The organism is Glutamicibacter sp. NPDC087661, assembly GCF_044743275.1.
Taxonomy (GTDB): domain Bacteria; phylum Actinomycetota; class Actinomycetes; order Actinomycetales; family Micrococcaceae; genus Glutamicibacter.
The window spans coordinates 185,254-209,256 of record NZ_JBIUWE010000005.1 but is presented as its reverse complement, the minus strand read 5'-3'; the positions used below and the strand labels follow the sequence as shown (position 1 = coordinate 209,256).

At 58.2% G+C, this 24,003-nt stretch carries 20 protein-coding genes; 2 read left to right on the top strand and 18 right to left on the bottom strand.

Going from position 1 to position 24,003, the window contains the following annotated elements; genetic code table 11:
- Positions 1-357: 357 nt before the first annotated feature.
- From ACIOTN_RS14420 to ACIOTN_RS14375, 10 genes are all read right to left on the bottom strand, one after another.
- The gene (locus tag ACIOTN_RS14420; protein ID WP_332486588.1) at positions 358-1,098 is read right to left on the bottom strand and encodes a hypothetical protein; all 741 of its coding nucleotides are present in this window, start codon (positions 1,096-1,098) and stop codon (positions 358-360) included.
- Between the two features lie 51 nt (positions 1,099-1,149).
- Positions 1,150-1,944 (bottom strand): hypothetical protein, encoded by a 795-nt coding sequence (locus ACIOTN_RS14415; RefSeq protein ID WP_332486590.1) that lies wholly within the window; start codon positions 1,942-1,944, stop codon positions 1,150-1,152.
- Positions 1,945-2,460: 516 nt separating this feature from the next.
- Positions 2,461-3,357, bottom strand: coding sequence for a GNAT family N-acetyltransferase (locus tag ACIOTN_RS14410; RefSeq protein ID WP_332498225.1), 897 nt, complete (start codon positions 3,355-3,357; stop codon positions 2,461-2,463).
- Positions 3,311-4,477 (bottom strand): flavodoxin-dependent (E)-4-hydroxy-3-methylbut-2-enyl-diphosphate synthase, encoded by a 1,167-nt coding sequence (ispG, locus tag ACIOTN_RS14405; protein ID WP_105657267.1) that lies wholly within the window; start codon positions 4,475-4,477, stop codon positions 3,311-3,313. Before ispG ends, ACIOTN_RS14410 begins: the two co-directional genes overlap by 47 nt.
- Positions 4,478-4,616: 139 nt before the next feature.
- Positions 4,617-5,171, bottom strand: coding sequence for an NAD(P)H-dependent oxidoreductase (locus tag ACIOTN_RS14400; RefSeq protein WP_105657266.1), 555 nt, complete (start codon positions 5,169-5,171; stop codon positions 4,617-4,619).
- Positions 5,172-5,292: 121 nt separating this feature from the next.
- Positions 5,293-5,715 carry an alternative ribosome rescue aminoacyl-tRNA hydrolase ArfB gene (gene arfB / locus ACIOTN_RS14395; RefSeq protein WP_402735615.1) on the bottom strand — a complete coding sequence of 141 codons (423 nt, stop codon included), beginning with the start codon at positions 5,713-5,715 and terminating at the stop codon, positions 5,293-5,295.
- A gap of 114 nt (positions 5,716-5,829) precedes the next feature.
- Positions 5,830-6,129 (bottom strand): YciI family protein, encoded by a 300-nt coding sequence (locus tag ACIOTN_RS14390; RefSeq protein WP_105657265.1) that lies wholly within the window; start codon positions 6,127-6,129, stop codon positions 5,830-5,832.
- A 23-nt stretch (positions 6,130-6,152) separates the two neighbouring features.
- Positions 6,153-7,502 (bottom strand): M50 family metallopeptidase, encoded by a 1,350-nt coding sequence (locus ACIOTN_RS14385; protein ID WP_402735554.1) that lies wholly within the window; start codon positions 7,500-7,502, stop codon positions 6,153-6,155.
- Positions 7,499-8,722: a 1-deoxy-D-xylulose-5-phosphate reductoisomerase gene (dxr, locus tag ACIOTN_RS14380; RefSeq protein WP_105657263.1), complete on the bottom strand. Its 1,224-nt coding sequence runs from the start codon at positions 8,720-8,722 to the stop codon at positions 7,499-7,501. The genes ACIOTN_RS14385 and dxr overlap by 4 nt, the downstream gene beginning before the upstream one ends.
- Before the next feature lie 76 nt (positions 8,723-8,798).
- Positions 8,799-9,953 (bottom strand): acyl-CoA dehydrogenase family protein, encoded by a 1,155-nt coding sequence (locus tag ACIOTN_RS14375; RefSeq protein WP_105657262.1) that lies wholly within the window; start codon positions 9,951-9,953, stop codon positions 8,799-8,801.
- A 237-nt stretch (positions 9,954-10,190) separates the two neighbouring features.
- Here ACIOTN_RS14375 and ACIOTN_RS14370 point away from each other — a divergent pair, with 237 nt between their 5' ends.
- Positions 10,191-10,811, top strand: coding sequence for a TetR/AcrR family transcriptional regulator (locus tag ACIOTN_RS14370; RefSeq protein ID WP_105657261.1), 621 nt, complete (start codon positions 10,191-10,193; stop codon positions 10,809-10,811).
- A 69-nt stretch (positions 10,812-10,880) separates the two neighbouring features.
- Positions 10,881-11,342 carry a GNAT family N-acetyltransferase gene (locus ACIOTN_RS14365; RefSeq protein ID WP_105657260.1) on the top strand — a complete coding sequence of 154 codons (462 nt, stop codon included), beginning with the start codon at positions 10,881-10,883 and terminating at the stop codon, positions 11,340-11,342.
- Between the two features lie 445 nt (positions 11,343-11,787).
- Here ACIOTN_RS14365 and ACIOTN_RS14360 read toward each other — a convergent pair whose 3' ends face one another.
- From ACIOTN_RS14360 to ACIOTN_RS14325, 8 genes are all read right to left on the bottom strand, one after another.
- Positions 11,788-13,485 (bottom strand): ABC transporter ATP-binding protein, encoded by a 1,698-nt coding sequence (locus ACIOTN_RS14360; RefSeq protein WP_402735553.1) that lies wholly within the window; start codon positions 13,483-13,485, stop codon positions 11,788-11,790.
- Positions 13,482-14,552, bottom strand: a complete 1,071-nt coding sequence (locus tag ACIOTN_RS14355) for an ABC transporter permease (RefSeq protein WP_105657258.1) — start codon at positions 14,550-14,552, stop codon at positions 13,482-13,484. Before ACIOTN_RS14355 ends, ACIOTN_RS14360 begins: the two co-directional genes overlap by 4 nt.
- A 51-nt stretch (positions 14,553-14,603) precedes the next feature.
- Positions 14,604-16,121 carry an ABC transporter permease gene (locus ACIOTN_RS14350; RefSeq protein WP_105661818.1) on the bottom strand — a complete coding sequence of 506 codons (1,518 nt, stop codon included), beginning with the start codon at positions 16,119-16,121 and terminating at the stop codon, positions 14,604-14,606.
- 141 nt (positions 16,122-16,262) lie between these two features.
- Entirely contained in the window at positions 16,263-18,071 is a 1,809-nt protein-coding gene (locus ACIOTN_RS14345) for an ABC transporter family substrate-binding protein (RefSeq protein WP_402735552.1), read from the bottom strand.
- A 437-nt stretch (positions 18,072-18,508) separates the two neighbouring features.
- Entirely contained in the window at positions 18,509-20,152 is a 1,644-nt protein-coding gene (locus ACIOTN_RS14340; protein WP_105657255.1) for an ABC transporter ATP-binding protein, read from the bottom strand.
- Between the two features lie 3 nt (positions 20,153-20,155).
- Positions 20,156-21,178 carry an ABC transporter permease gene (locus ACIOTN_RS14335; protein ID WP_286134595.1) on the bottom strand — a complete coding sequence of 341 codons (1,023 nt, stop codon included), beginning with the start codon at positions 21,176-21,178 and terminating at the stop codon, positions 20,156-20,158.
- Entirely contained in the window at positions 21,171-22,097 is a 927-nt protein-coding gene (locus ACIOTN_RS14330) for an ABC transporter permease (protein ID WP_105661816.1), read from the bottom strand. The genes ACIOTN_RS14335 and ACIOTN_RS14330 overlap by 8 nt, the downstream gene beginning before the upstream one ends.
- A gap of 190 nt (positions 22,098-22,287) precedes the next feature.
- Positions 22,288-23,919, bottom strand: a complete 1,632-nt coding sequence (locus ACIOTN_RS14325; RefSeq protein WP_402735551.1) for an ABC transporter substrate-binding protein — start codon at positions 23,917-23,919, stop codon at positions 22,288-22,290.
- Positions 23,920-24,003: the final 84 nt, after the last annotated feature.

The following is a 24,003-nucleotide window of genomic DNA, read 5'->3' as shown; positions in this document are numbered from 1 at the left end:
ACGTTGGTGATGATAAGCCATCCACAGTATTTCACAATGTGTTGGAAATAAAAGGACTATGAGAGAGTGTTGCAGCGAATGGAATAGAGTCCAAAGTTCACTTGAATGGTCAAGGGTTGGTCGCTTGCCACCCGTTGCCAGGAAAAGCACCAGTCAAAGAGAAATCGGCAGGCACCGCACAGAAACAAGGTCCCAGCAGTTGATTTCTCGTTCATCTGCCAAGCGGGCCAATATGACTCGGAGGTACGCTGCTTCGAGGAAAAGGCATGTTGGCTGCTAAACCACGAGCTCTGCACTCCTCGGTGCAAGGCCAACTGATGTTGGAGAGTCCATAAAACGGATACCCCGCCCGTTCGGCTACTGAGCCGCCTCGATTTCGGCGAACGCCCGATCTGCCAGCTCCACTGCCTGTGCGGCCAGTTCAGCTGGTTGCTGCGAACCGGTCTGCAGGGTAACCAGCACGAAATTGCCATCTTGCAGAGCCTGCACAACGACCGAGGTCAGTAGCTGTCCGCCACCCGCATCCATCTGGGTGGACATGGTCAACGATTGATCCGCTTCGACGTCCAGCGGCAGGATCTGGCGTTGAGTTTCGATTTCCTCGCCGCCCAGCTCAACAGTGGCCTTTTCACATCCCTCCAGATCATCCAGCGTCAATGCCTCCGATACGTTCTTGCGGGTGGCCTCGTCGGTCAACGAGAAGACCTGCACGACTTTGCCGACGGATTCGGAGGAACTGGTCGCCGTTGCGGATACCGATGCCGTCAAGTCGGTAACTGAATACTTGGCATTCATCTCGGCACACTTTTCCGGCTTGATTCCGCTGGGAGTTTCAGCGTTCTTGGCAACTTCCAGTTGCTTCTGCATCTGCTCATTGCCAACTATCTGGACTGCGTTGTCGCCTTCCAAAAGCTTGGAAGCAATGGACTCTACCTGCTCCGCACTGAGCACATCACCCGAGGCAGAAGTCTTCTTGCTTTCCGCCGGGGCCGTCGAAACAGCCGTTTCCGCTGGTTCTGTCGCGGAATTCGAAGAACATCCAGCCAGCATCATGGTCGTGGCCAATGGCAATGCCCAGAGGGCTAAACGCTTAGTCATCTATAGCTTTCCGTAATTGCCACCGGAAGACCGATGGCGTCTTGAAATGAACTACTGGGTAAGTCGGTTCATGAGTTCTTGGAGGATCCCGGATGCTTCTTCAACTTCGTTCGCGGTGTTCGCGGCAGAAGTGGAACGCTGAATGCCGAGCAGGACGTTCGAATTAGCGGAGCGAATGATGAGCTGCTGTTTGGTGGACGACCCATCACTGCTGGTAATTACATACCCGTCGGCCAATCCTGCAGCAGAATCAATAGGCTGCTTTGCAATGTGGTAAGCGCGAGTCTCATTGCCTAATTTGACTGTGTAACGCGAGCAATCAGCATTGGCCTCAGTTTTGGCAACCCATTGCGCTTGCAAAACTTCAGGGTCTTTGTAGATTGCAACAGTTAGGTAGCTGTCCTCGAATTCGATGGCGCCCATCGTGGCGCTCTGCAATTGATCTGCGACCGGCTCAGCAAAGGTAACTCCGCATTTACTGGGATTCACTTGGACGTTCTCTATCCACTCCTGTGCTTGCGGAATGCTCTTGCGTAGCTGTTTGTCGTTGATGACTTGGGAGTTTTCTTCGTCTTTGGCGAAATCCTCAAGCAGATTTTCCAGCTGTCCGTCGTCGAGCTGGACTGGGGCGACCGTCGAGGCACCGGTTTCGACTTCTGGCGAACTGCACCCACCAATGAGGAGTACTGCTGCGCACGTAGCAGCACCCAAATACGCTTTAGTACCAATGGCTTGAACCACAAATTTTCCCATCACCATCACTTTTACACTTTCGAGTCTAGAAGACTGATGATCATTCGATGGGCATTGTTGCTCCCGCGTTGAGCGGAAGAAGAAATAGCCCAAGTTGCATAGCACCTGGGTCCCGTTTCCCTTGCCGGGTCATTAAGCGAATGGATTGCTCTCCATTAACCGGAGAAATGGATGTTTGCCGCAGCTAAGCGAAAGTCCTCAAAGGATGCTAAACAGGTTTCCCGCCACTCGAGCTTCGCCAGCGATACAAAGGAAAAGCAGGTAATGGGGACTCATAGCGGCTAAGTGGGTCGCGGCGATAAGCTCAACTTCCAGCAACAGTCGTTCATGCGACTTTATTTGTCGATGCTCGGGCTTCATTGGCCGCGCAGCTGGAGCACTGACTACCGTGAATACCGAATGGCCCGTTATAGCGCCGTATTAGTCATGAGAACGTTGCACAACTGACGATGAACCGGGATCCGCAATCAACTTCGTTTTCGCCTTCACCTGCGGGATTCTTTGCAGCCAGCCAGATCCGCGGTAAGGCGGAATTGTTTCTGGCGAAGTAGCTGCAGGTGGCTCAAGAGCAGAACCGGTTGATTTCCACGTTGCCCGTGCCACTGCTGTTCAGAACAGGATCGTTGCGAAGGTGCCGACCTGTTCAAAGCCGATGCGCTGATAAGTCTTGATTGCAGCGGTGTTGTAGTCGTTGACGTACAGGCTCACTACAGGAGCGAACTGCATCGCGTAGTCCACCGTGGAGGCCATGTAGCCGGCAGCCAAGCCTTGGCCGCGATACATCGGGTTCACCCAAACACCTTGGATTTGCACTACTTCGTCGGTGACGGTACCTAAATCAGCCTTGAAAATCACGTTGCCGCGCTGGTCGCAGTCCATGAGCGTGTGCCCCTCACGAATTAACTGGCGTACACGGTTGCGGTAGAAGCTTCCCCCGTTTTCCAACGGCGAATATCCAAGTTCTTCTTCGAACATGGCAGCGCTGGCAGGCAGGACTAGGTCGAATTCCTGAACCTGAGCCGGCCGAATCCGGTTGCGGCGAATTCCCTCCGGGATTTGGGTGATGGCCATTAATGGCTGATTTTCCCGGACATCAAAAATTTCTTGCGGACCATCCCGCAAGACGTCATGCATGGCCAGAACTGTTTCTGCCGGTCCGAATACCGAGGCGAATCGCTGTCGGGAATCGATGGCATGCATGGCGTACTTCTGGGCATCGGACTCCGGCATGGCGGTGGGCGCCATATTAGCGCCCACCCAGCATGCCGATTCAAGACCTTCGCTGCCGTCCAAGCCAACGATGTGCGCAAACCCGTCTGGGACTGCTGACCGGTGGATGCTCACCTGCGAACGGGTGAATATATTGGCGACGGGGTCGCGATCGAGCAGCTCAATGAGGGCTGTCGTATCACGACGGCCCAAGATGCGCGGCTCTCCCTCGACGCTCCGGCGGCTAGTTCTAGCTGACGGAGACCATGGGAGAACCCGAGGAAGGATTCTCGTCATTGTCCAGTCCCATTTCTGCTGCCAAACGGTTGGCTTCTTCAATCAAAGTCTCAACAATTTGATCTTCCGGGACGGTCTTGATGACTTCGCCCTTAACGAAGATCTGCCCCTTGCCATTGCCGGAGGCAACGCCGAGGTCAGCGTCGCGGGCTTCGCCCGGTCCGTTGACAACGCAGCCCATTACTGCCACGCGCAATGGAGCCTTCATGCCTTCGAGCCCAGCGGTAACCTGCTCGGCCAAGGTGTAAACATCCACCTGGGCACGACCGCAGGACGGGCAAGAAACGATGTCCAGCTTGCGGGGGCGCAGGTTCAGCGATTCCAGAATCTGGTTGCCGACCTTCACCTCTTCTACCGGTGGAGCGGACAGCGATACGCGAATGGTGTCGCCAATGCCCTTGGAGAGCAGTGCACCGAAAGCGGTGGCGGACTTGATGGTGCCCTGGAATGCTGGACCGGCTTCGGTCACGCCCAGGTGCAGTGGCCAGTCCCCGCGTTCGGCCAGCATCTCGTAGGCACGGACCATGATCACAGGGTCGTTGTGCTTTACCGAGATCTTGAAGTCATGGAATCCATGCTCTTCAAACAGGGAAGCTTCCCAAACAGCTGATTCAACCAGCGCTTCAGGGGTGGCCTTGCCGTACTTCTGCAGCAAGCGGCGATCCAGCGAGCCAGCATTGACGCCGATGCGAATGGAGGTGCCGTGGTCCTTGGCGGCCTGCGCGATTTCCTTGACCTGGTCATCGAACTGGCGGATATTGCCGGGGTTCACGCGCACCGCGCCACAGCCTGCTTCGATGGCAGCGTAGACGTACTTTGGCTGGAAGTGGATATCGGCGATCACCGGGATCTGCGACTTCATCGCAATGATCTTCAGCGCTTCCGCATCCTTATCCGTTGGGCAGGCCACACGCACGATGTCGCAGCCGGCAGCGGTCAGCTCGGCAATCTGCTGCAAGGTGGCGTTGATGTCGTGGGTCTTGGTGGTAGTCATCGACTGAACCGAAATCGGCGAGTCGGAGCCGACACCTACGGATCCAACCTGGAACTGGCGAGTCTTGCGACGTGGTGCGAGTACCGGCGGTGGGCCTGCCGGCATGCCTAGGCTGACCGAAGTCAATGGACGCCTCCGAATAGATTGTGGGTATTTCTCTAGTCCAAGTATGTCACCGTATCGCGGTGAGCGGGTACTCATGCGAGAAAGGCCACGGTTACCGTGGCCTTTCTTGCACTATTGAGCTTCCGGGGATCGTGAAAACCTAGTTGGCTTCGGCGATTTCCTTGATGCTGCTCAGCACGCCAGAGACCTGCTCGACAACTTCAGCGTCATCCTTCGGGTGCAGTTCAGCGAAGCGTACTACCGAGTTAGGGATAGCCAGCTTGACGTTTTCCAGCACGTTGGCGCCGGCGATGTTCAGTGCCTTGCGCGCTTCGTCCTGCGCCCAGACGCCACCGTACTGTCCGAAAGCGGTGCCAACGACCACGGTTGGCATGTCCTTGAGCGCACCGGCACCGAAGGGGCGGGACAGCCAGTCAATGGCGTTCTTCAGGACAGCTGGCATGGTGCCGTTGTACTCAGGAGTGACCAGCATCAGCGCATCGGCGTCACCGGCTGCGTCGCGCAGGGCCTGGGCGGCGGCAGGAACGCCACCTTCCACGTCGTGGTCCTCGTTGTAGAAAGGAATGTTCTCCAAGCCGCTGAACACGGAAACTTCCATGCCTTCAGGTGCGTTGTGCGAAGTGGCTTCGGCCAGCTGCTGGTTGGTCGAACCGTTGCGCAGGGAACCGACGAGGGTGAGGACCTTGGTGGTCATAGGGTGTTCTCCTAAAGGCAAAATAATAGAAAGCTGACGCTTCACCTACTTTCAACCGTTTCCCCACCCCAACCATTCCGTGCAGCAAAGTGACATGAAGCACAGTAGCTGATCGCTGGGATCAGTCCATCCCTGGTTTGCGGCGAAGTTGCTTGGTGGCTGAGCGAGTAGCTTTGGCACTCAGCCTGCGCCGGTGAGAACCGCGGGTAGGTTTCGTTGCCTTGCGTGCCGGTGCATCCGGCGCCAGCGCTTTTTCCACGATGCGCCCCAACTTCTCTTGGGCGAGCTGGCGGTTGCGCCATTGCGATCGTTCTTCGGAAGCAGTCACGACGATGGCCCCGGCCACCAAGCGAGGTCCGAGCTTCGCCAGCAAGCGCTGACGCTGCCAGTCGGACAAGGCCCGCGAAGCGCCAATTACCCAGGTGAGTTCCACCCGTGAGTCCGAGGTATTCACATGCTGCCCGCCGGGGCCCGAGGAACGGGAGAAATGCCAGTTCAGCTCGGTTGCAGGGATCGCCAGCGTTGACGTGATCTGCACATCCATGATGTTTTCCACTTCCTCTCCCCTACCAGTCTGCGCCATCCGAGCTGTTTAATGCAGGCAGCCTCCGCTGTTCTCGGAAAAGAACAGCGGAGGCTGGTGCAAGGTACCTATCGCCTAGGACGCGAAATCCTCCAGCAGGCCAATTACCGGGTTCCATTCGGTGACGGTGGCCGCGCCGATTCCGCCAACCTTCTGGAAAGGATCATTGGAAAGCACTTCGTCCAGCGCAGCTTGCGATTCTGCCGCGAAGATCAACAGCGCGCCGTCGTTGACCGGGGTCGGCCCCGAAGCAAGAAGGCGTACCGCACCTTCGCCGAGGAAGCCGCAAAGGTACTGGCGGTGTGCTGGACGGTGTTCATTGCGCAGCTCGGTGGAGTTCTCGGCGTACGCGTATTCAACAGCAAAAACAGTCATGCCTACAGCATATTTCTCCCTGCTTAGAACAGCTGTATCGGCTTGAAGATATCCGCATATATTAAGAGCCCGCCCATGACCAGCATCGCTACCACCACGACATAAGTCAGCGGCAATAGCTTGACCGTGTCCACAGGCCGTACCTTCTTGATCCTGAAGATCCTGGCAACTGTGCGCTTCAGCCCCTCATACAGCGCGCCCACCACGTGGCCGCCATCCAGCGGCAGCAGCGGGATCAGGTTGAAGGCGAACAGGGCCAAGTTCAAACCGCCCACCAATGACAGCAAGGTTGCGAATTTGTCAGCTACCGAGATGGAATCCTCCGCGCTGATCTCTCCGGCAATGCGCCCAACGCCCACGATGGACACCGGCCCATTCGGGTCGCGTTCCTCGCTGCCAAAAGCAGCTTGGGCGACATCCACCATGCGCTGGGGCAGGTGCAGGATGACATCGCCAATTCTCAGCAACTGATCCCCGATCACGCCGGGAACCGCGCTCAGCGGCTGGGTCAGGTCCCGCTGCAAGGAGCCCATCCCGACGAAACCGACCTTGGTCATGATGTATTCGCCCTGCTCATCGAGCAGCACGTAGCCATTTTCGTCGGTCGCCGGGCGTTCGGTCAGGTACGGAGTCAGCTCGGTGGTGCGAATCTGCCCGTCGCGGGCATAGTCCAGGGTGATGGGTTCTCCTGGATGATCGCGGATGACATCGGTGAGCTTATTCCATTCAGCTTCCGCAACAGCGGTGCCGTTTACGGCGGTGATCGTGTCCCCTGGCAGGAGGCCTGCCTCGTAAGCCGGCGCTGGGACATCCTTGTCGGTGCATTCGGCCTGCTCTGCGTTCTGTGCGCTGGCAATGCACTGGTACACCTCGGAGACCGTGGTGGTTGGCGTAGCCTGGCCGAAGCTGGTCAGCACGATGCCGATCACCACGAACCCGATGACCAGGTTCATGATTGGGCCACCGAGCATGATGATGACGCGCTTGTAGATCGGCAGCTGGTAGAACAGCCGGCCTTCATCGCTGGGCAGCACGTTCTCGTTGGCCTGCGAGCGTGCGTCATCCACCATCTGTCCGAAGACCTTCTGGAAGAGATTCGGCTTCTTCACGGAAGCATCCGAGACGACCTGGTCGCGTGGCGGGTACATGCCCACCATCGAGATGTAGCCGCCCAGGGGCAGGGCCTTGATGCCGTATTGCGTTTCGCCACGCTTGAAGGAAACCAGCGTTTTGCCGAAACCGATCATGTACTGCGGAACGCGCAGCTTGAACAGTTTCGCGGGTACCAGGTGCCCGATTTCATGCAGCGCAATGGAAAGCCCGACGGCTACCACCATGAATAGGACGCCGCCGATGAACAGCAATGCACTCATGCTTTGGCCTCGATGATCTTCGTTGCATGGGCGCGGGCCCAGCGGTCTGTTTCCAGCACTGTTTCGACCGATAGCGCTGCGCTCATCGGGGTGTACTCGTCCAAGGCCCGTTCCACGGTCTCAACGATGTCGGTGAAGCGGATCTTTCCATCATGGAAGGCATCCACTGCAATTTCGTTGGCGGCGTTATAGACAGCCATATGCGTTCCCGACGACGCTGCGGCCTGCTTGGCAAGCTTTACAGCGCTGAAGACCTCCTCATCCAGTGGTTCGAAGGTCCAGCTTGCTGCGGTGGAGAAATCGCAAGCCTTCGCGGCACCGGTAACCCGATGCGGCCAATTAATGCCCAAAGCGATCGGCAGGCGCATATCCGGCGGCGATGCCTGGGCGATCACCGAACCGTCGATGAACTCCACCATCGAGTGAATGATTGACTGGCGATGCACCACAGGCTCGATCTTTTCCAGTGGCACGTCGAACAGCAGGTGGGCTTCGATGACTTCCAAAGCCTTGTTGACCATGGTGGCCGAGTTGGTGGTGACCATGCGCCCCATGTCCCAGGTTGGATGAGCCAGCGCCTGGGCGGGGGTGACATCACGCAGCTGCTCATGGCTGTAGCCGAAGAATGGACCGCCAGAGGCAGTCACCAGCAGCTTGGCCACTTCCTCGGGCGCGCCAGAGCGCAGGGCCTGTGCGAGGGCGGAGTGCTCGGAATCAACGGGCGAGATCTGGCCTGGTGCCGCGATCCGCTTGACTACCTGGCCTCCGATGATCAGGGATTCCTTATTGGCCAGTGCCAGCAGGTGGCCGGCTTCCAAGGCAGCAATGGTCGGGGCTAGGCCAATGGCACCGGTGATGCCATTGAGCACCACGTCGGCCTCGGCGAAAGCGGCAACCTCGGTTGCCGCATGCGCGCCGGCCACCAGCTCGGGAGTGTATCCGGTTACCGATGCATCTTCTGCGGCTCGCTTAATGGCCGCGGCAAGCTCCTCCTTGGATTCCACCGCGCTGCCAACGAGCGCAGGGCGGTGCTTAATTGCCTGGCGAGCCAGTAATTCAAGGTTGTACCCACCGGACAGCGCTGCCACGGAGAATTGTCCGGATGCGTTTTCGATGACGTCCAGTCCCTGCGTGCCGATGGAACCGGTGGAACCGATCAGGCTGACGCGACGGGGATGTCCGGCTGGAATGAAAGTTTTCTGGGAGCTCACCCTACCCATTATGGTTCGTTTTACTGTGAGCGCCCAAAGAGCGCCACACCCCAAAATCAGGATGCAGCGCCCCCTCTGGCAAGAATCAGAGACCTAAGCTGCGGGCAATGAGCATCTGCTGGACCTGCGTGGTTCCTTCGCCGATTTCCAGGATCTTCGAATCGCGGTAGTGCCGTGCAACCAATGACTCATTCATGAATCCGTAGCCGCCAAAGATCTGGGTAGCATCACGGGCGTTATCCATCGCCGCTTCGCTGGCAATCAGCTTGGCATGCGCGGCTTCGATCTTGAAGTCCTTGCCGGCGAGCATCTTCGCCGCCGCCGCGTAGTAGGCCAGACGGGCCGTGTGGGCGCGCGAAGCCATGCGAGCGATCATGAAGGAGATGCCTTGGTACTGGCCGATGGCCTGGCCGAAGGAAGTCCGTGTCTTGGCATACTTCACCGCCTCGTCGAGGCAACCCTGGGCGGCTCCGGTGGCCAACGCCGCGATGGCGATACGTCCCTCATCGAGAATTTCCAAGAAGTAGGCGTATCCGCGTCCGCGCTCGCCAAGCAGGTTCTCCTCCGGAACTCGCACGCTGCTGAAGCTCAGCGGATGGGTGTCACTGGCACGCCAACCCACCTTGTCGTAGGCCTTCTCCGCGGTGAATCCTTCGGTTCCCGTCGGCACGATGATTGCCGAGATTTCCTTCTTGCCGGTTGCTTCGTCGACACCGGTGACAGCGGTGGCCGTGACGAGGGAAGTGATGTCGGTACCGGAGTTGGTTATGAATTCTTTGGCGCCATCGATAACCCATTCGCCATTTTCCAGTTTCGCTTTGGTCAAGGAAGCTGAGGCGTCGGAGCCTGCACCGGGTTCGGTCAGGCCAAAACCGGCCAAGCGTTCGCCGGCGGCCAGGGCTGGCAGCCACTTCTGCTTCTGTCCCTCGCTGCCAAAGCGGTAGATCGGCATCGCGCCCAGGGAGACGCCGGCTTCGAGAGTGATGGCTACCGACTGGTCTACCTTGCCCAGTTCTTCGAGCGCCAGCGCGAGGTGGAAGTAGTCGCCGCCGGAACCGCCGTATTCTTCGGAGACTGGCAGCCCGAAGAGACCCATCTGCCCCATTTGCTTGACGATGTCATAGGGGAACGCATGGTTGGCATCGTTCTGCGCGCTCTGCGGGGCTACGACTTCCTGGGCGAATTCGCGGACCATGTCGACCAGGTCTTGATACTGGTCGTCGAGTTCGAGATCAATCATCAGGCTCTCTCTTCGTTGAGGGACGAACCGGCATCGGCTGCGGGATGTGCATAATCCGGTGGCGGTCATGTTCTGCGCCAGGTGCGTGAGTTTCTTGGAAGCACACGCCGCGACGCGTATGGTTAATATTTATTAACTGGTTGCTGCCTACGGGTGGGTAAACAGCTACATTTTTGACATTAGTGGCAGCGGTCACACTTGTCCAGACCGAGGCTTGGCAAACGTAAGGAGTTGATTGTGTTGGCGAGCAAATACCAGTCGCTCAATGAACCAACAGAGCGTGAGCGCGCCAAAGCTGAACGACGAGAAGCACTCTTGCGCGAAGCCACTCGACTGTTCGCCTTGAATGGCTACGCGGGTGTTTCGCTGGAGGATCTGGGCGCTGCCTGCGGCATATCCGGCCCGGCCGTGTACCGGCATTTCGCCGGCAAGCAGGCAGTGCTTATCGCTCTGCTAGTAGATATGTCCAAAGATATCTATGCCGGGGGCTGCACGGCCACGGAAGCCGGCGGCACTCCCCTGGAGGTGCTTTCGCGTCTGGTTGATTTCCACACTGACTTCTCGCTGTCCCGCCCGGACATTTTGCAGGTCCAGGACCGTGATTTGAAATCGCTCCCGAAGGCCGAACTGGCATTAGTCCGCAAACTCCAGAACTCCTATATCGGGCTTTGGACTACGGAACTGGCCAAATTGCATCCCACCGGAAGCAAGCAGTCGCACAGATTCCGCGCGCACGCCGTCTTCGGCTTGCTGAACTCGACTGCTCATTCCGCCCACTCGCCGAGGACTAAAAAGTCCGGCCTGAAGCCGTTATTGTCCAACATGGCACTCGCCGCACTCACTTCCCCGGTAGTGTAGGTTTCAAGCCATTGTTCACTGGTGTGCCAATACCGGCACGCTGACCCACACGATTGAAAGGCCTTTATCGTGCAGCTACGAGAAGTCCGCCCTTCCGACTTGGACGCATTCTTCGCTCATCAGCAAGAACCCGAGGCGAACCTCATGGCCGCTTATCAAGCGCGTAACCCAGCCGACCGCGCGGTATTCGACCACCACTGGAACTCGATTCTGAACGATCCGAATGTTCTGGTTCGCACCATCGAGCATGAGGGCGAAGTCGTTGGATCCATTCTGGTCTTCGACGGCGAAGTACCAGAGATCAATTTCTGGACTTCGACCAAGTACTGGGGCAAGGGACTGACCACCAGCGCGGTAGACACCTTCCTCGCCGAATACACCAAGCGCCCATTGACCGCGCATGTGGTCCAGGACAATCTAGGTTCCATCAAGGTCCTGGAACGCCGAGGGTTCAAGACCGTTGGCACCGAGCAGATCTTCTCCAACGCCCGCGCAGAGGTCGTTACCGAAAACGTCATGCAGCTGGACTAGATTCCAAAAGATAGGCAAAAGCTGGCCCCCGGCAGAGAGCCAGCTTTTGCCTATTAACGGGCCTCTACCGCCGAGGTTCCCTTGGTCCTTTCCTGGATCAGCATCGTCCCGCGCCCGGCGCAAAGCCCCAGGCAGGCGTCCGCGGGTTCCGCCCGAGCTGGTTTTCTGCTGCACGATCCGTGCAAGAACGCCAGTGCGGGTCATCCTGTGATTCCTGCAGCGATGAGTGTTGAGCCCGAGGCATTCCCTCTCGTTCAGCTGGTCCAAGTTCCGCCGCCCAGCACCTGCTCGTAGGCCCGCAAGTACTTGTATCGCTTTCCCGGACCGAGGCCGGATCCGGGGAATCGGCTTTCGCCATGTCCAGCTCTCCCGGGCAGACGGAAGGGGCCCGCTTCCAGTGAAAGATCTGGAAACGAGCCCCCTTATTCGTCGTTCAGCTCAGCATCTACTTCGTGCTGTTCAGCAAGCGCCAAGCCTCACGGCGTACTGCCTGCTCATGCGGATCCGGCACCGGAGCCGCGGCCAACAGGCGTTTGGTGTAGTCGTGCGTTGGGGCATGCAGCACGGTATCCACCATGCCCTGCTCAACCGCCCTGCCTGACTGCATCACTACGACCGCATCAGCCAGCATGTCAACGACAGCCAGATCATGGCTGACAAAGAGGCACGCGAAGTTGAAGTCCCGTTGCAGGTCCTGCAGCATTTCCAATACGACTGCCTGAACCGAAACATCCAAAGCACTAGTTGGCTCATCGGCAATCAGCAGCTCGGGGTTCAAGGTCAACGCGCGAGCAATGCAAACACGTTGACGCTGGCCGCCTGAGAGCTCGTGGGGGTATCGGTTGATCACGTTGCGCGGCAGCTTCACCGCATCGAGCAGTTCTTCAGCACGCTTGATGCGCCCTGCTTTGCTGCCAACCTTGTGAACCACCATTGGTTCGGTGATGCAATCGCCAATAGGGAAACGCGGGTTCAAGGATGCTGCCGGGTCCTGGAAGATGACGCCGATTTTCTTGCGAACCGCACGGGCTTCCTTCGGGGAAAGTTTCGGCAGATCATGGCCCTGGACCGACAAGCTGCCGCTAGCCACAGGCAACAAGCCGAGCACCGCCTTGGCGATGGTGGATTTGCCAGAGCCGGACTCGCCCACAATGCCTAGGACTTCGCCCTTGGCAATATCGAAGCTCACCTCTTCCACGGCGCGGAAGATCTTTCCCCGCATGTCGTATTCCAGCACGAGGTCCTTGGCTTCCAGCACCAGCTCGCGTCCTGGAGGCGCAGTTTCGGAGCTGTGCGGGGGCGTCGCAGTAGTAACAGCCGGAGCAGACAAGCGCGGTACCGCGGCCAGCAGACGCTGGGTGTATGGATGTTCCGGGCGCAGCAGAACTTGCTCCACGGTGCCGGTCTCGACGAGGTTGCCCTGGAACATCACGGCCACTTCATCGGCCATATCCGCGACAACACCCATGTTGTGGGTGATCAGCAAGATGCCGGTATTCAGTCGATCCTTGAGCTCGCGCAGCAGATCGAGAATTTCTGCCTGCACCGTTACATCCAGTGCGGTGGTTGGCTCATCGGCGATGATCACCTTGGGATCGCAGGATATCGCCATGGCAATGACGATACGCTGGCGCTGGCCGCCGGAAAACTGGTGCGGGTACTGCTTGACGCGCTTGGCGGGATCCGGGATGCCCACCATGTCCAGCAGCTCGATGGCCCGGTCGGTTGCTTCCTTGCCATAGGCGATGTCGTGCAGTTCCAGCGCTTCAGTCAACTGCCGCTCAATGGTCAGCACCGGGTTCAGCGCAGTCATGGGCTCCTGGAAGACCATCGCGATGTCGGTGGCACGCATCTTGCGCAGCTTGCCTTCGTCCAGGCCAACCACGTTGACGTTGCCGACCTTGGCGACACCTGAGACATTGGCGTTTTCCGGCAGCAGGCCCATCGCCGCAGTTGAGGTGACGGACTTGCCGGAACCGGACTCGCCAACCAGCGCCACGACCTGCCCGGGGCGGACGGTCAAGGACAAGCCCTTGACTGCGTGGACGTCTGCACCACCGGTGGCAAAGACGACGTTGAGGTCGGTGAAGCTCAGCGCGTAGCCGTCTGAGCCTTGTTCGTTCATTGGTGCTGCGTGGCTCATGGCTTCTCCTTGCGGGTTGGAAGGGCGAACAGGCCGGCGCGGCGGCGGCGCTTCTTTCCGATTTGGCGCGGGTCGAACGCATCGCGCAAGCCGTCACCCAAGAAGTTCACCGACAGGGCGATGGTAACGATGATCATGCCTGGCCACCAGAACAAATACGGGCGGGTGGTGAAGGCGTTCTGGTACTGGCTGATCAGCAGGCCCAGCGAGGATTCTGGAGCCTTCACGCCGAAGCCCAGGTAGGACAGCGAGGACTCCAGCAGGATCGCGCCAGCGATCGCGAAGGTTGCGTTCACGATGATCACGCCCATGGTGTTGGGGATCAGGTGCTTGAAGATCACGCGGCTGGTCTTCGAACCCATGGCCTGGGCGGCAGCAACGTATTCGCGTTCGCGCAGCGAAAGGATTTCACCGCGCACCAGTCGGGCCAAGCCGGTCCAGGTCACCAGGCCGAGCACGAGGGCCAGGATGATGATGGAACCGGTGGATGCACCAGCCATCTTGCCCAGAACAGCGGCCAGGACCAGCAATGGGATCACGATGAACAGGTCAGTGATGCGCATCAGGATTTCGTCGACCCATCCGCGGAAGTAGCCGGCAACAGCACCGATGACGGTTCCCAGGACAGTGGCGACCAAGCCAACCACAACGCCGATAATGATGGACTTCTGCGTGCCGTTCATGACCAGGGCGAAGTAGTCCTTGCCGACCGAGTCCTGCCCGAAGGGGTGCTCGCCGATGCGGATGCCTTCGCCGCCGAGCCAGGCGGGGACCAGGCTCAAGGTCGGTTTGCCGCCATCCACAACGGCACCAGCGTGGTAGAAGTTCTGTCCCCACCAGCCGGGGATCGGTCCCCAGCCAATGGAGCTGAAAGCGAAAACGGTGATGACGACCAGGATCACCGCGGAAATCATCGCCGGCTTGTGGCTGACGAAGCGCTCGAGAACAATGCGTCCCTGGCTCTTCGGCTTTTCGTGGATTTGGGCCAGCTTGGCGTCTTCCACCTCGGCCACGGAATTCAGGTTCTGCGGCTCGTTCTCGTTCAAGTTCTTGTTCGGGGTGCTCATCGCTGGTCCTTAGGGTTGCAGGCATGAAGGATGTTCATTGGTCCATGCCTCCTAGACTCGGATTCGTGGGTCAAGCAGGGCGTAAACGATATCCGCCAGCAAGTTGAAGATGATTGCGGCGGTACCGGTAACCAGGAAGAACGCCATCACAGGTGCCGGGTCGACATGATCCAGGCCGGTTGCGAACATTTCGCCCATGCCCTTCCAGCCGAAGACGCGCTCGGTAATCACGGCACCGCCGATCAGGCCGGCGAAGTCGAAGGCTGCAATGGTGGCGATGGGGATCATCGCGTTGCGGAACGCGTGCCGGAAAATCACGGTGCGTTCGCTCAATCCCTTGGAACGGGCGGTGCGGATGTAGTCCTGGCGCTGCACTTCGAGCATGGAAGAACGCGTGTAGCGCGAGTAGCTAGCCAAAGAAATCACTGCAAGCAGGATGGTCGGCATCAGCAACTGGGTGCCGTTATCCAGGAAGTGATCCCAGAAACCGCCTTCGAGGTTAGCAGTGGACGACCCGATGGTCGCGATGGGGCGACCCTTGACATCCAGGAAACCAGGCCAAGCGCGGAACATGTGATCGACAACGGTCAATCCTGCACCGACAACACCGGTGGCTACGGAGACGGACATCGCTGCTTTGCGCAAGCGGCCGCCCATGAAGCGCCCGACTACTGCCGGAATGGCTACCGCGAGGACCAATCCGAACAAGAGGATCCATGCGTTTGGTTCCAGCAGCATGTAGAAGGTCGCGTAGTACATGGCCAAGACCAGCACGACGGTAATCAGCGCCGGGTACAGCACGCGCTTTTCCTTCAGGCCAACGCTCATGGCAGTGGCGCTCAAGGCCACGAGTGCCGTCAGCACGATGATGATTGCGGGGCCCATTTGCGGGTAGCGGTAGAAATTCAGCCAAATGCTGTACTGCAGCACCAGCGGGACGAAAACAGCGGCAGCTATGAAGGTGATGCCACGGCGCTTCAAGGAGCCCCCGAGGAACATCTGCAGGACGAGTCCGACGACGATGCCTATGGCTATGGATGACCCCAGGGATATCTGCGGATCCGCCAGCCAGTCGTTGTAGCTGATTGCCAGGTACTCCTTGAGCAGCACAGCTGCCCAGAAGACGGGAAGCGAGAAGAAGAGGAAGGTCATGAAGGTAACGATGTAATCCAGGCCGGAGTACTGGCGGATTGCAGTCAAAACGCCAATGGCGATACCCAGAACCGCGGCGATCACCGTAGCGAGCACTACCAGCCGCAAGGTGGACGATGCGGCGTTGGCCAGCAAGCCGGAGACCTCTACGCCGTTGATATTCTGTCCCAGGTCGCATTGGCCAATCAGGCATTTGCTGGCGCCGGTCAGCCAGTCCCAGTAGCGTCCGTACCAGGGTGCATCCAGGTTCATGTATTCCACACGCTGGGCCATCAAGTACTCGCGGTTATCCGCGTTGCTTTCGCGGAGGTCCTTGAGCGGGTCACCTGAATTGATTACCAGTACGTAGAGCAAGAGCGATGCGGCGAACAGCACGGCAAGTGCTGAGCCTAGTCTCTTGGCGATAAATTTCCACACGGTTGTAATGTCCTACTTTCATCTCACGGAAGTGAGCCGGCCCTTGAGGTTGGGGACCTTTGAACACACTGCGGGGCCCGATTTTTGATCGGGCCCCACATGTGCTCACTCACATTGTGCAAGTACGTTGCCTAGGGGCAATTACTCAGCACGTACCCACTGCTCGGCGTTCCAGACGATCTGGTCCTGCGTTGCGGTGTGACGGACATTTTGGATATCCGAACCCGAGGCGCTCAAGCCTGGGTGGGCGAATACCGGGATGCCGAACAGGTCATCCCACAACAGCTTCTCGATCTTCTTGGTCTGCTCGGCATGGACAGCCGGGTCCAGCGAGCTTGCCAGGGTCGCCCATGCTGCATCGACTTCAGCGTTCGAGTACTGGCCGAAGTTCTGCGGCTTGCCGGTGGCGTAGATGTTCTGGCCGGAACTGATCTGGCCGGAACCTGCCCAAGCGAACAGTGCTACTTCGTAGTCGCCACGGTCTTGCGCACCGTTTGGCGAGAAGAAGTCAGCCGAACCGGTGTCCTCGATCTTGAAGCCCGCTTCATCGCAGGAGGACTTGATGGCCGAGACCTGGTTGGCGCGGCGTTCATTAGGTGCCGAGTAGCCGATGCGTACTTCGGTACCCACAGCGTCCTGCTCTTCGAGGATCTTCTTGGCGCCTTCGATATCAACCTGGTCGTAGCGGCCGTCGTAGGATGCTTCCACTACTTCCTGGTAGTTATCCTGGAACGGGAAGACTTCGCGGGAGTTCATCACGATGGCGTCAGGGTTCAGCGGCTTGATCAGGTTGTCAACAATCTGCTGACGTGGAACACACATGGCAAAGGCCTTGCGCAGTTCCAGATTGGTCATTTCGTTGCCCTTGGCGAAGTTGAAGTCAAGGTGCTCCCAGGTCAGGGTGTCGCCCTTCTGGATTGCTACAGCGTCGCCAAGATTCTCCAGCTGCGCGAGCGTATCAACGGTGGGCTGCGGGTTAATGACGTCAACGTCTTTATTCTGCAATGCCTGGACCATGCTTGCGTCTTCAAGGAAGCGGAAGGTCAGTTCCTTGGTTGCAGGCGCGGGGCCATAGTAGTTCTCGTTGGCAACCAGGGTTACGGACTCTCCAGCTTTCCAGCTACCCAGCTTGTAGGGGCCGGATACAGGCGAGATCTTCTCATCGGGCAGCTTGCCCGGGTCAGTCATCCAGCCTTCGTTCCAGAAATCGGCAGCCTTCTTCAGCTTGTCGGATTCCCCAGCGAGAATGGCTTTGACGAGCTCTTCGGTGCTCATGCCCGACTCTTCGGCCACCACATGTGCTGGGTGGAGCATCCAGGACTGGAGGGCCCAGTCCGGATCAGGCTCGGCGAATTCAACAGTGAATTCCTTGCCATCCCAGTCGCCCTGCGGACCAGCTGGAACAGTGTCGCCGAGATCAACTGAGACCGAGTTGAACAGCGGCTTGTCCTTGGAACCTTCGTTGAGGTTCAGGTTCTGCACTGCCCATGCCAGCACGGAGTCGGCTACGGTGATCGGCGTGCCATCGGACCATTTGGCTTCTTCATTGATGGTGTACTTGATGGTGAGCGGATCGTCGCTCACCTTCTCATAGCTGCCCAAGGCCTCGTTGGGGTACAGCGTGCCGTCAGTACCGAAGTAGCTGAACCCAGCGAACATCCGGTCCACGATGGCCGAGTTGTAGGTGGAATAGGTGTTCGGAGTAAAGCCGTTGTAGCTCAGGAATTCCGGGGCACCTACGGTGACGTTGATATTGTCTTCGGCAGTCTTGATATCACCCAGATCGGCTTTGCCGCTGTTTGCTGCTTCTGCCGAACCGTTGCCGCCACCTGCGCCAGCATCCTTTGATGCATCGGCGCCTGTGTCTCCGCCGCCTGGTGCACAAGCCGAAAGGGCCAGGGCCAGTGCTGCGCCTACAGCTACTGCTTTCGAAACGCGCTGAAACCGCATTTCGCCTCCTTGAGTTCTTGAACGATACGAGTGCTGGATCGGGGGATCCAATGTGGACCAGATCACATGATCAGTCCATTGAGCAATAGACTAACCCGAATTTTCTGGCTTGGATATAGAAAGAAGCGCTTCAGATATTGCTGCAGTCCTCCCCCTGAGAGTCATTCGCAACGCGCTTGTTACCCGCGGGTTTACGAGATCCAGCTCACATCCCCGAGATTTCAAGGATTTCTTTCAGATTGGGAAAAATCAATCGGGCAACTGTTTCGTGCATGTTGACTCGCGGAGTGATTTATAACATTTTTGCAACGTTTGTTTCAGATTGATTAAATCTGAAATATTCGTTGAATATGACGTTGCTTGAGCTCAGGTTAAGCGCAGAATGGGACGGTGAAACCTTACGGTTTCACCGTCCCATTCAGCGGATTTCCGAGCTGCTAGATCAGCGAAGCTCCAGGGATCGCAGCCAGCAGGTTGCGGGTATATGCACTCTTTGGCGCATCGAAAATCTCGTCCGTCGTTCCCTGTTCGACGATCTTTCCGTGTTCCATCACGCATACGTTGTCCGCGATCTGGCGGACTACAGCCAGGTCGTGGGTAATGAACAGGTAGGTAAGGCCCATTTCGCGTTGCAGCTCATCAAGCAGCTCAAGCACCTGGGCCTGCACCAGCACGTCCAACGCCGAAACAGCCTCATCGCAAACGATCATTTCCGGCTGCAAGGCCAGAGCACGCGCGATCGCGATGCGCTGGCGCTGTCCGCCGGACAGCTCGTTCGGGAAGCGGTGCATGGTGGATGCCGGCATGGAAACCTGATCCAGCAGTTCCTTGACCTTCTTCTCCCGTGATGCCGCGTTACCAATACCGTGAATGCGCAGTGGTTCTTCGATGGTTCGGAATATCGAGTACATCGGATCCAAGGATCCGTACGGATCCTGGAAAATCGGCTGGACACGTCGGCGGTACTTGAACAAGTGCTTCTCGCTCAGGTTGCCAATCTGTTCGCCATCAAAGATGATCTCGCCCTCGGTCTTGTCCAACAGGTTGAGCACCATCTGGGCGATGGTGGACTTGCCGGAACCGGACTCGCCTACCACGGCGGTGGTGGTGCCCTTGGGGATCTCGAAGGACACGTTGTCCACCGCGGTGAACTTCTCCTTCTTGCCGAACCCCTTGCGGATATCGAAGACCTTCGTCAGGTTGCTGACCTTCAGCAGCGGCTCGGCCTTGCCCGGAATTACCTCATCAACAATCGCCTCGTGCTTGTCTCCACGCTGTGCTGACAACGATGGAGCCGAGTTGATCAGGCGCTGGGTGTACGGGTGCTTGGGGTTGCGCAGAATCTCCAGCGCTGGGCCATATTCGACGACACGCCCCTTGTACATCACGACGACCTTCTCGGCACGCTCTGCTGCCAAGCCCAGGTCGTGGGTAATCAGCAGCACGGCGGTGCCCAGTTCACTGGTCATGGTGTCCAGATGGTCCAGGATCTGCTGCTGCACGGTGACGTCCAGTGCGCTGGTTGGCTCATCGGCAATCAGCAGGCGCGGGCGGCAGGCCAGGCCAATGGCGATCAGCGCACGCTGACGCATGCCACCGGAGAATTCGTGCGGGTACTGCCTCGCACGCGTCTCCGGATCGGGCAAACCTGCATCGGCCAAGACCTGGGCTACACGCTTGTTCGGGTTATCCCCCGCCAAGCCGTTGGCTTTCAGGGTTTCCTTGACCTGGAACCCGATCTTCCAGACCGGGTTCAAGTTGGACATCGGATCCTGCGGAACCATGCCAATATGGTTGCCGCGCAGCTCTACGAATCGCTTTTCGCTCGCTTGGGCGATGTCCTCGCCGTCAAAAAGAATCTGGCCGGATGAGACCTTGCCGTTGCCGGCCAACAGGCCGATAGCAGCCAGTGCCGAAGTTGACTTGCCGGAACCGGACTCGCCCACGATGGCCACGGTTTCCCCGGGCATCACGGTGAAGTTGGCGTCGCGCACTGCGTGCACTGGACCGTCAGGAGTGGAGAAAGTGATCGCCAGGTCCTTGACTTCCAGCAGAGGCTTGGGAGTTGCACTCTGAGTCATTGCTTAGGCTCCCTTCCGGGCCTTCGGATCCAGTGCGTCGCGCACTGCATCGCCGAGCATGATGAAGCTCAATACCGTTACCGAAAGGAACAGTGCTGGCCACATCAGCATGGTCGGGTTATTGCGCAGCTGGGTACGTGCGGAGGAAATATCGTTGCCCCAGCTCATGACGTCTGGCGGAAGCCCGACGCCCAGGAAGGACAGCGTGGCCTCGGCAACGATGTATACGCCGAGGTTCACCGTGGCAACAACAATGATCGGTGCCAACGAGTTCGGGATGACGTGCTTGACCAAAGCGCTGAACTTGGACAGGCCCAACGCGCGCGAGGCCTTCACGAAGTCCGCGTTGCGGGCCTCGATCACTGCGCCGCGGGTAATGCGTGCCAGCTGCGGCCAGCCGAAGATCGCAAGGGTGATGATAACCGTCCAAACGCTTCGGTTTTCACGGAAGGCAGGAAGCTGCATCACGATGATGGCTCCGAGGATCAGCGGCAGCGCGAAGAAGATATCGCCCAGACGAGCCAGGATGGTGTCGATCCAGCCGCCGTAGTAGCCTGCCAGCGCGCCAATGGCACCGCCGAGCAGCACCACGATGAGGGTAGTGAATACGCCTACGAGCAGCGAAGCACGCGTGCCGTAGATCGTACGGGCGTAGATGTCGCAACCCTGCAGGTTGAAGCCCATGATATGTCCCTGGCGTGCTGGCTCATTGGAATTTTCCAGCAAGCATGCCTGGTTGCCAGTCGGATCAATGGACGTGAACAGCTGCGGGAACGCAGCTACAACCATGACGGCGATGATCAGAAGCGTGGAGATGATGAACAGCGGCTGCTTGCGCAGTGAACGCCATGCTTCAGCCCACATGGACAATGGCTTGCCGGTTTCCTTGACAGAATCCACCGCCTGCAGCGGAGTCTCCTCCAATGGGGCCACGTAGTGCTCAATTTTGTACTTGGAAACTTTGCCGGCACGGGTGTTTCGGATGGGAAGGCCGTCTTCGGGATTAAAGTTCTGGTTCTCAGGCATAACGGATCCTTGGGTCAAGCAGTGCGTACAGCATATCCACGATCAGGTTGGCGATCACGAAGACGATCACCAAGACGCCTACAACGGCAACCACCGTCGGGGTTTCGCCCTTCTGGATTGCCTGGTAGAGCAAGTGGCCGACACCGGGGACATTGAAGATACCCTCGGTAACAATGGCGCCGCCCATGAGTGCGCCCAAGTCGGCGCCAAGGTAGGTCACGACTGGAATCAGCGAGTTGCGCAAGATGTGCACGGTGACAACGCGGTTGCGGCTCAGGCCCTTGGCAGTTGCGGTGCGCACATAGTCAGCGGTTTTGTTCTCAATGATGGAGGTACGCGTCAGTCGCAAAACGTAAGCCAGAGAAACGAGTCCCAGGACCAAGGCCGGCAGGATCAGTTCGCCCCAGGTTGCCGAACCGGAAACGGTTGGCTTTGCCCATTCGAGCTTGACTCCGACCACGTACTGGAGCAGGAAGCCCAGTACGAAGGTTGGAACTGCGATGACCAGCAGCGATGCGATCAGGACGGTCGAGTCGAACAATTTGCCCTTGCGCATGCCGGCGATGACGCCGAAGATGATGCCGAAGACAGATTCGATCAACAACGCGAGGATCGCCAGGCGTGCGGTGACAGGGAATGCCCGAGCCAGCAAGTCTCGAACTTCCTGGCCGGAGAACGAGGTTCCCAGATCCAAGGTCACCAGATTCTTCAGGTACAGGCCATATTGGACCCAGAAAGGCTTATCCAAGTTGTATTGTGCGGTCAGGGCCGCTTCGGTAGCGGGGCTCATTGGCTTGCCACCGGAAAGTGCGGCGATGGGGTTACCCGGTGTTGCGAAAACCAGGAAGTACACCAGCAGCGTAGCTCCGATGAACACCGGAATCAGCTGCACGATTCGCTTCAGGGTAAAACTTAACATGCTTGCATCTCACCTCGAGACACATGAGGGCACAGGGCCATTTTCATCCTCTTTCCGTCGATAAATATCTCGACGTTTATTTTTGCGAGGCAGGACGGACACGCCAAAGGGAGACCCTGAGCTGCTCGGATCTCCCTTGACGAGTTTTCAGCTTCTATTCGCTCTGATTAGGCCGAATGCTGAAGGAAACTTATTTGCCAGTGATTTGCTGGTACATAGGAACACCGTTCCACCCGAACTCGACGTTATCCACGTTTTCGCTCCAACCACCCTGGACTGCTTGGTACCACAGAGGGATGGCCGGCAAATCCTTGAACAGGATCTCCTGTGCTTCGTTGAAGATCTTTGCACCCTCGGCCGGATCCGTGGCAGACAGGCCTTCGGCCAGCTTGTCATCGAATTCCTTGCTGGAGTACTTGCCGTCATTCGAACCGGCCCCGGTGCCAAATAGTGGACCAAGGAAGTTGTACAGCGACGGGTAGTCGGCCTGCCAACCGGTACGGAATGCACCGGTCATCTTGTAGCTGGTGACCTTCTCGCGCAATTCCTTGAATGAAGAGAATGGCTGAGCCACTGCGTTGATGCCCAGGTTGCTCTTCAGCTGGTTGACGACAGCTTCGACGTATTCCTTGTTGCCCGCGCCATCAACGTTGTAGCCGACAGAGAATTCATCGCCGGACTCCCACTTACTGATTTCATCAGCCTCTTCCCACAGCTTCTTGGCTTCAGCCCCGTCGAAGTCGAGGACTTCGCTGCCTGGAACGTCGGCGCTGTAGCCTTCGAGCACTGGTGCGGTGAAGTCATCGGCCTTGACCTTGCCACCCTGGTACACCTTGTCGATGATCAGCTGGCGGTCAATGGCACGGGAGATCGCGGCACGGCGCAGGTTGCCCTCTTCGTCCTGCTTGAAGTGGTCCAGGTAGCCCGGGATGGTGATGGTTGCGTTGCCGGCATATGGCGAGTTGACTGAACGATCGCCCAGGTCAGACTCGTAGGAAGCCAGCTGGCTTGGCGGGATCTGGTCGAGGACGTCCAAGTTGTTGGACTGCAGATCGCTGTACGCCGAGTCGGTGGACTGGTAGACCTTGAAGTCGATGCCGGCGTTAGCCGCCTTGCGTGGACCGTCGTAGCTCTCGTTGACGTCCAGCTTCAGGTTCACATCGTGGTTCCACTCGGTCAACGTGTATGGGCCGTTGCCGATTGGCTTTTCGCCAAAGGCCTTTGGATCTTCGAAGGCCGCTTCAGGCAACGGCATGAACGCCGTGTAGCCCAAGCGCAGCGGGAAGTCGGACTCAGGCTGGGACAGCTCGACGGTGAAGGTGGTGTCATCCACTACCTTCAGGCCTTCCATCTCTTCCTTCTTGGAGCCTTCCTTGTTGACCTCATCGAAGCCCTTGATGGATTCGAAGAAGTACGAGTTCAGCTGTGCGTTCTTTGCCGCGGCGCCGAAGTTCCAGGCATCCACGAACGAAGCAGCAGTTACTGGGGAACCATCCGAGAAGGTATGTCCGGCCTTCAGCTTGATGGTGTAGTTCTGGGAGTCTTCGGTTTCGATGGACTCAGCGAGTTCATTGACCGGAGCGCCCTTTGCGTCATAGCTGACCAAACCGGTGAAGATCAGGTCCATTACGCGGCCGCCGCCAACTTCGTTGGTGTTAGCCGGCAGAAGGCCATTCTGCGGTTCGGTGGTGTTTGCGGTGACGACGTACGAGCCGTCACCTTCGCCACCGGCGGTTTCATTTGAACCGCCGCCACAAGCGGACAGGGTCAGCGCCAAGGCTGCAGATAAAACGACAGCCTTAGATGCGTGCGAGTATCGCATCCTATTTCTCCTCAACAGATCGTTGCTGCTTCTGCATTTCGCAGAGCCGTGCAGGCAAGCGTGAGCTATAGCACGTAGTGAATG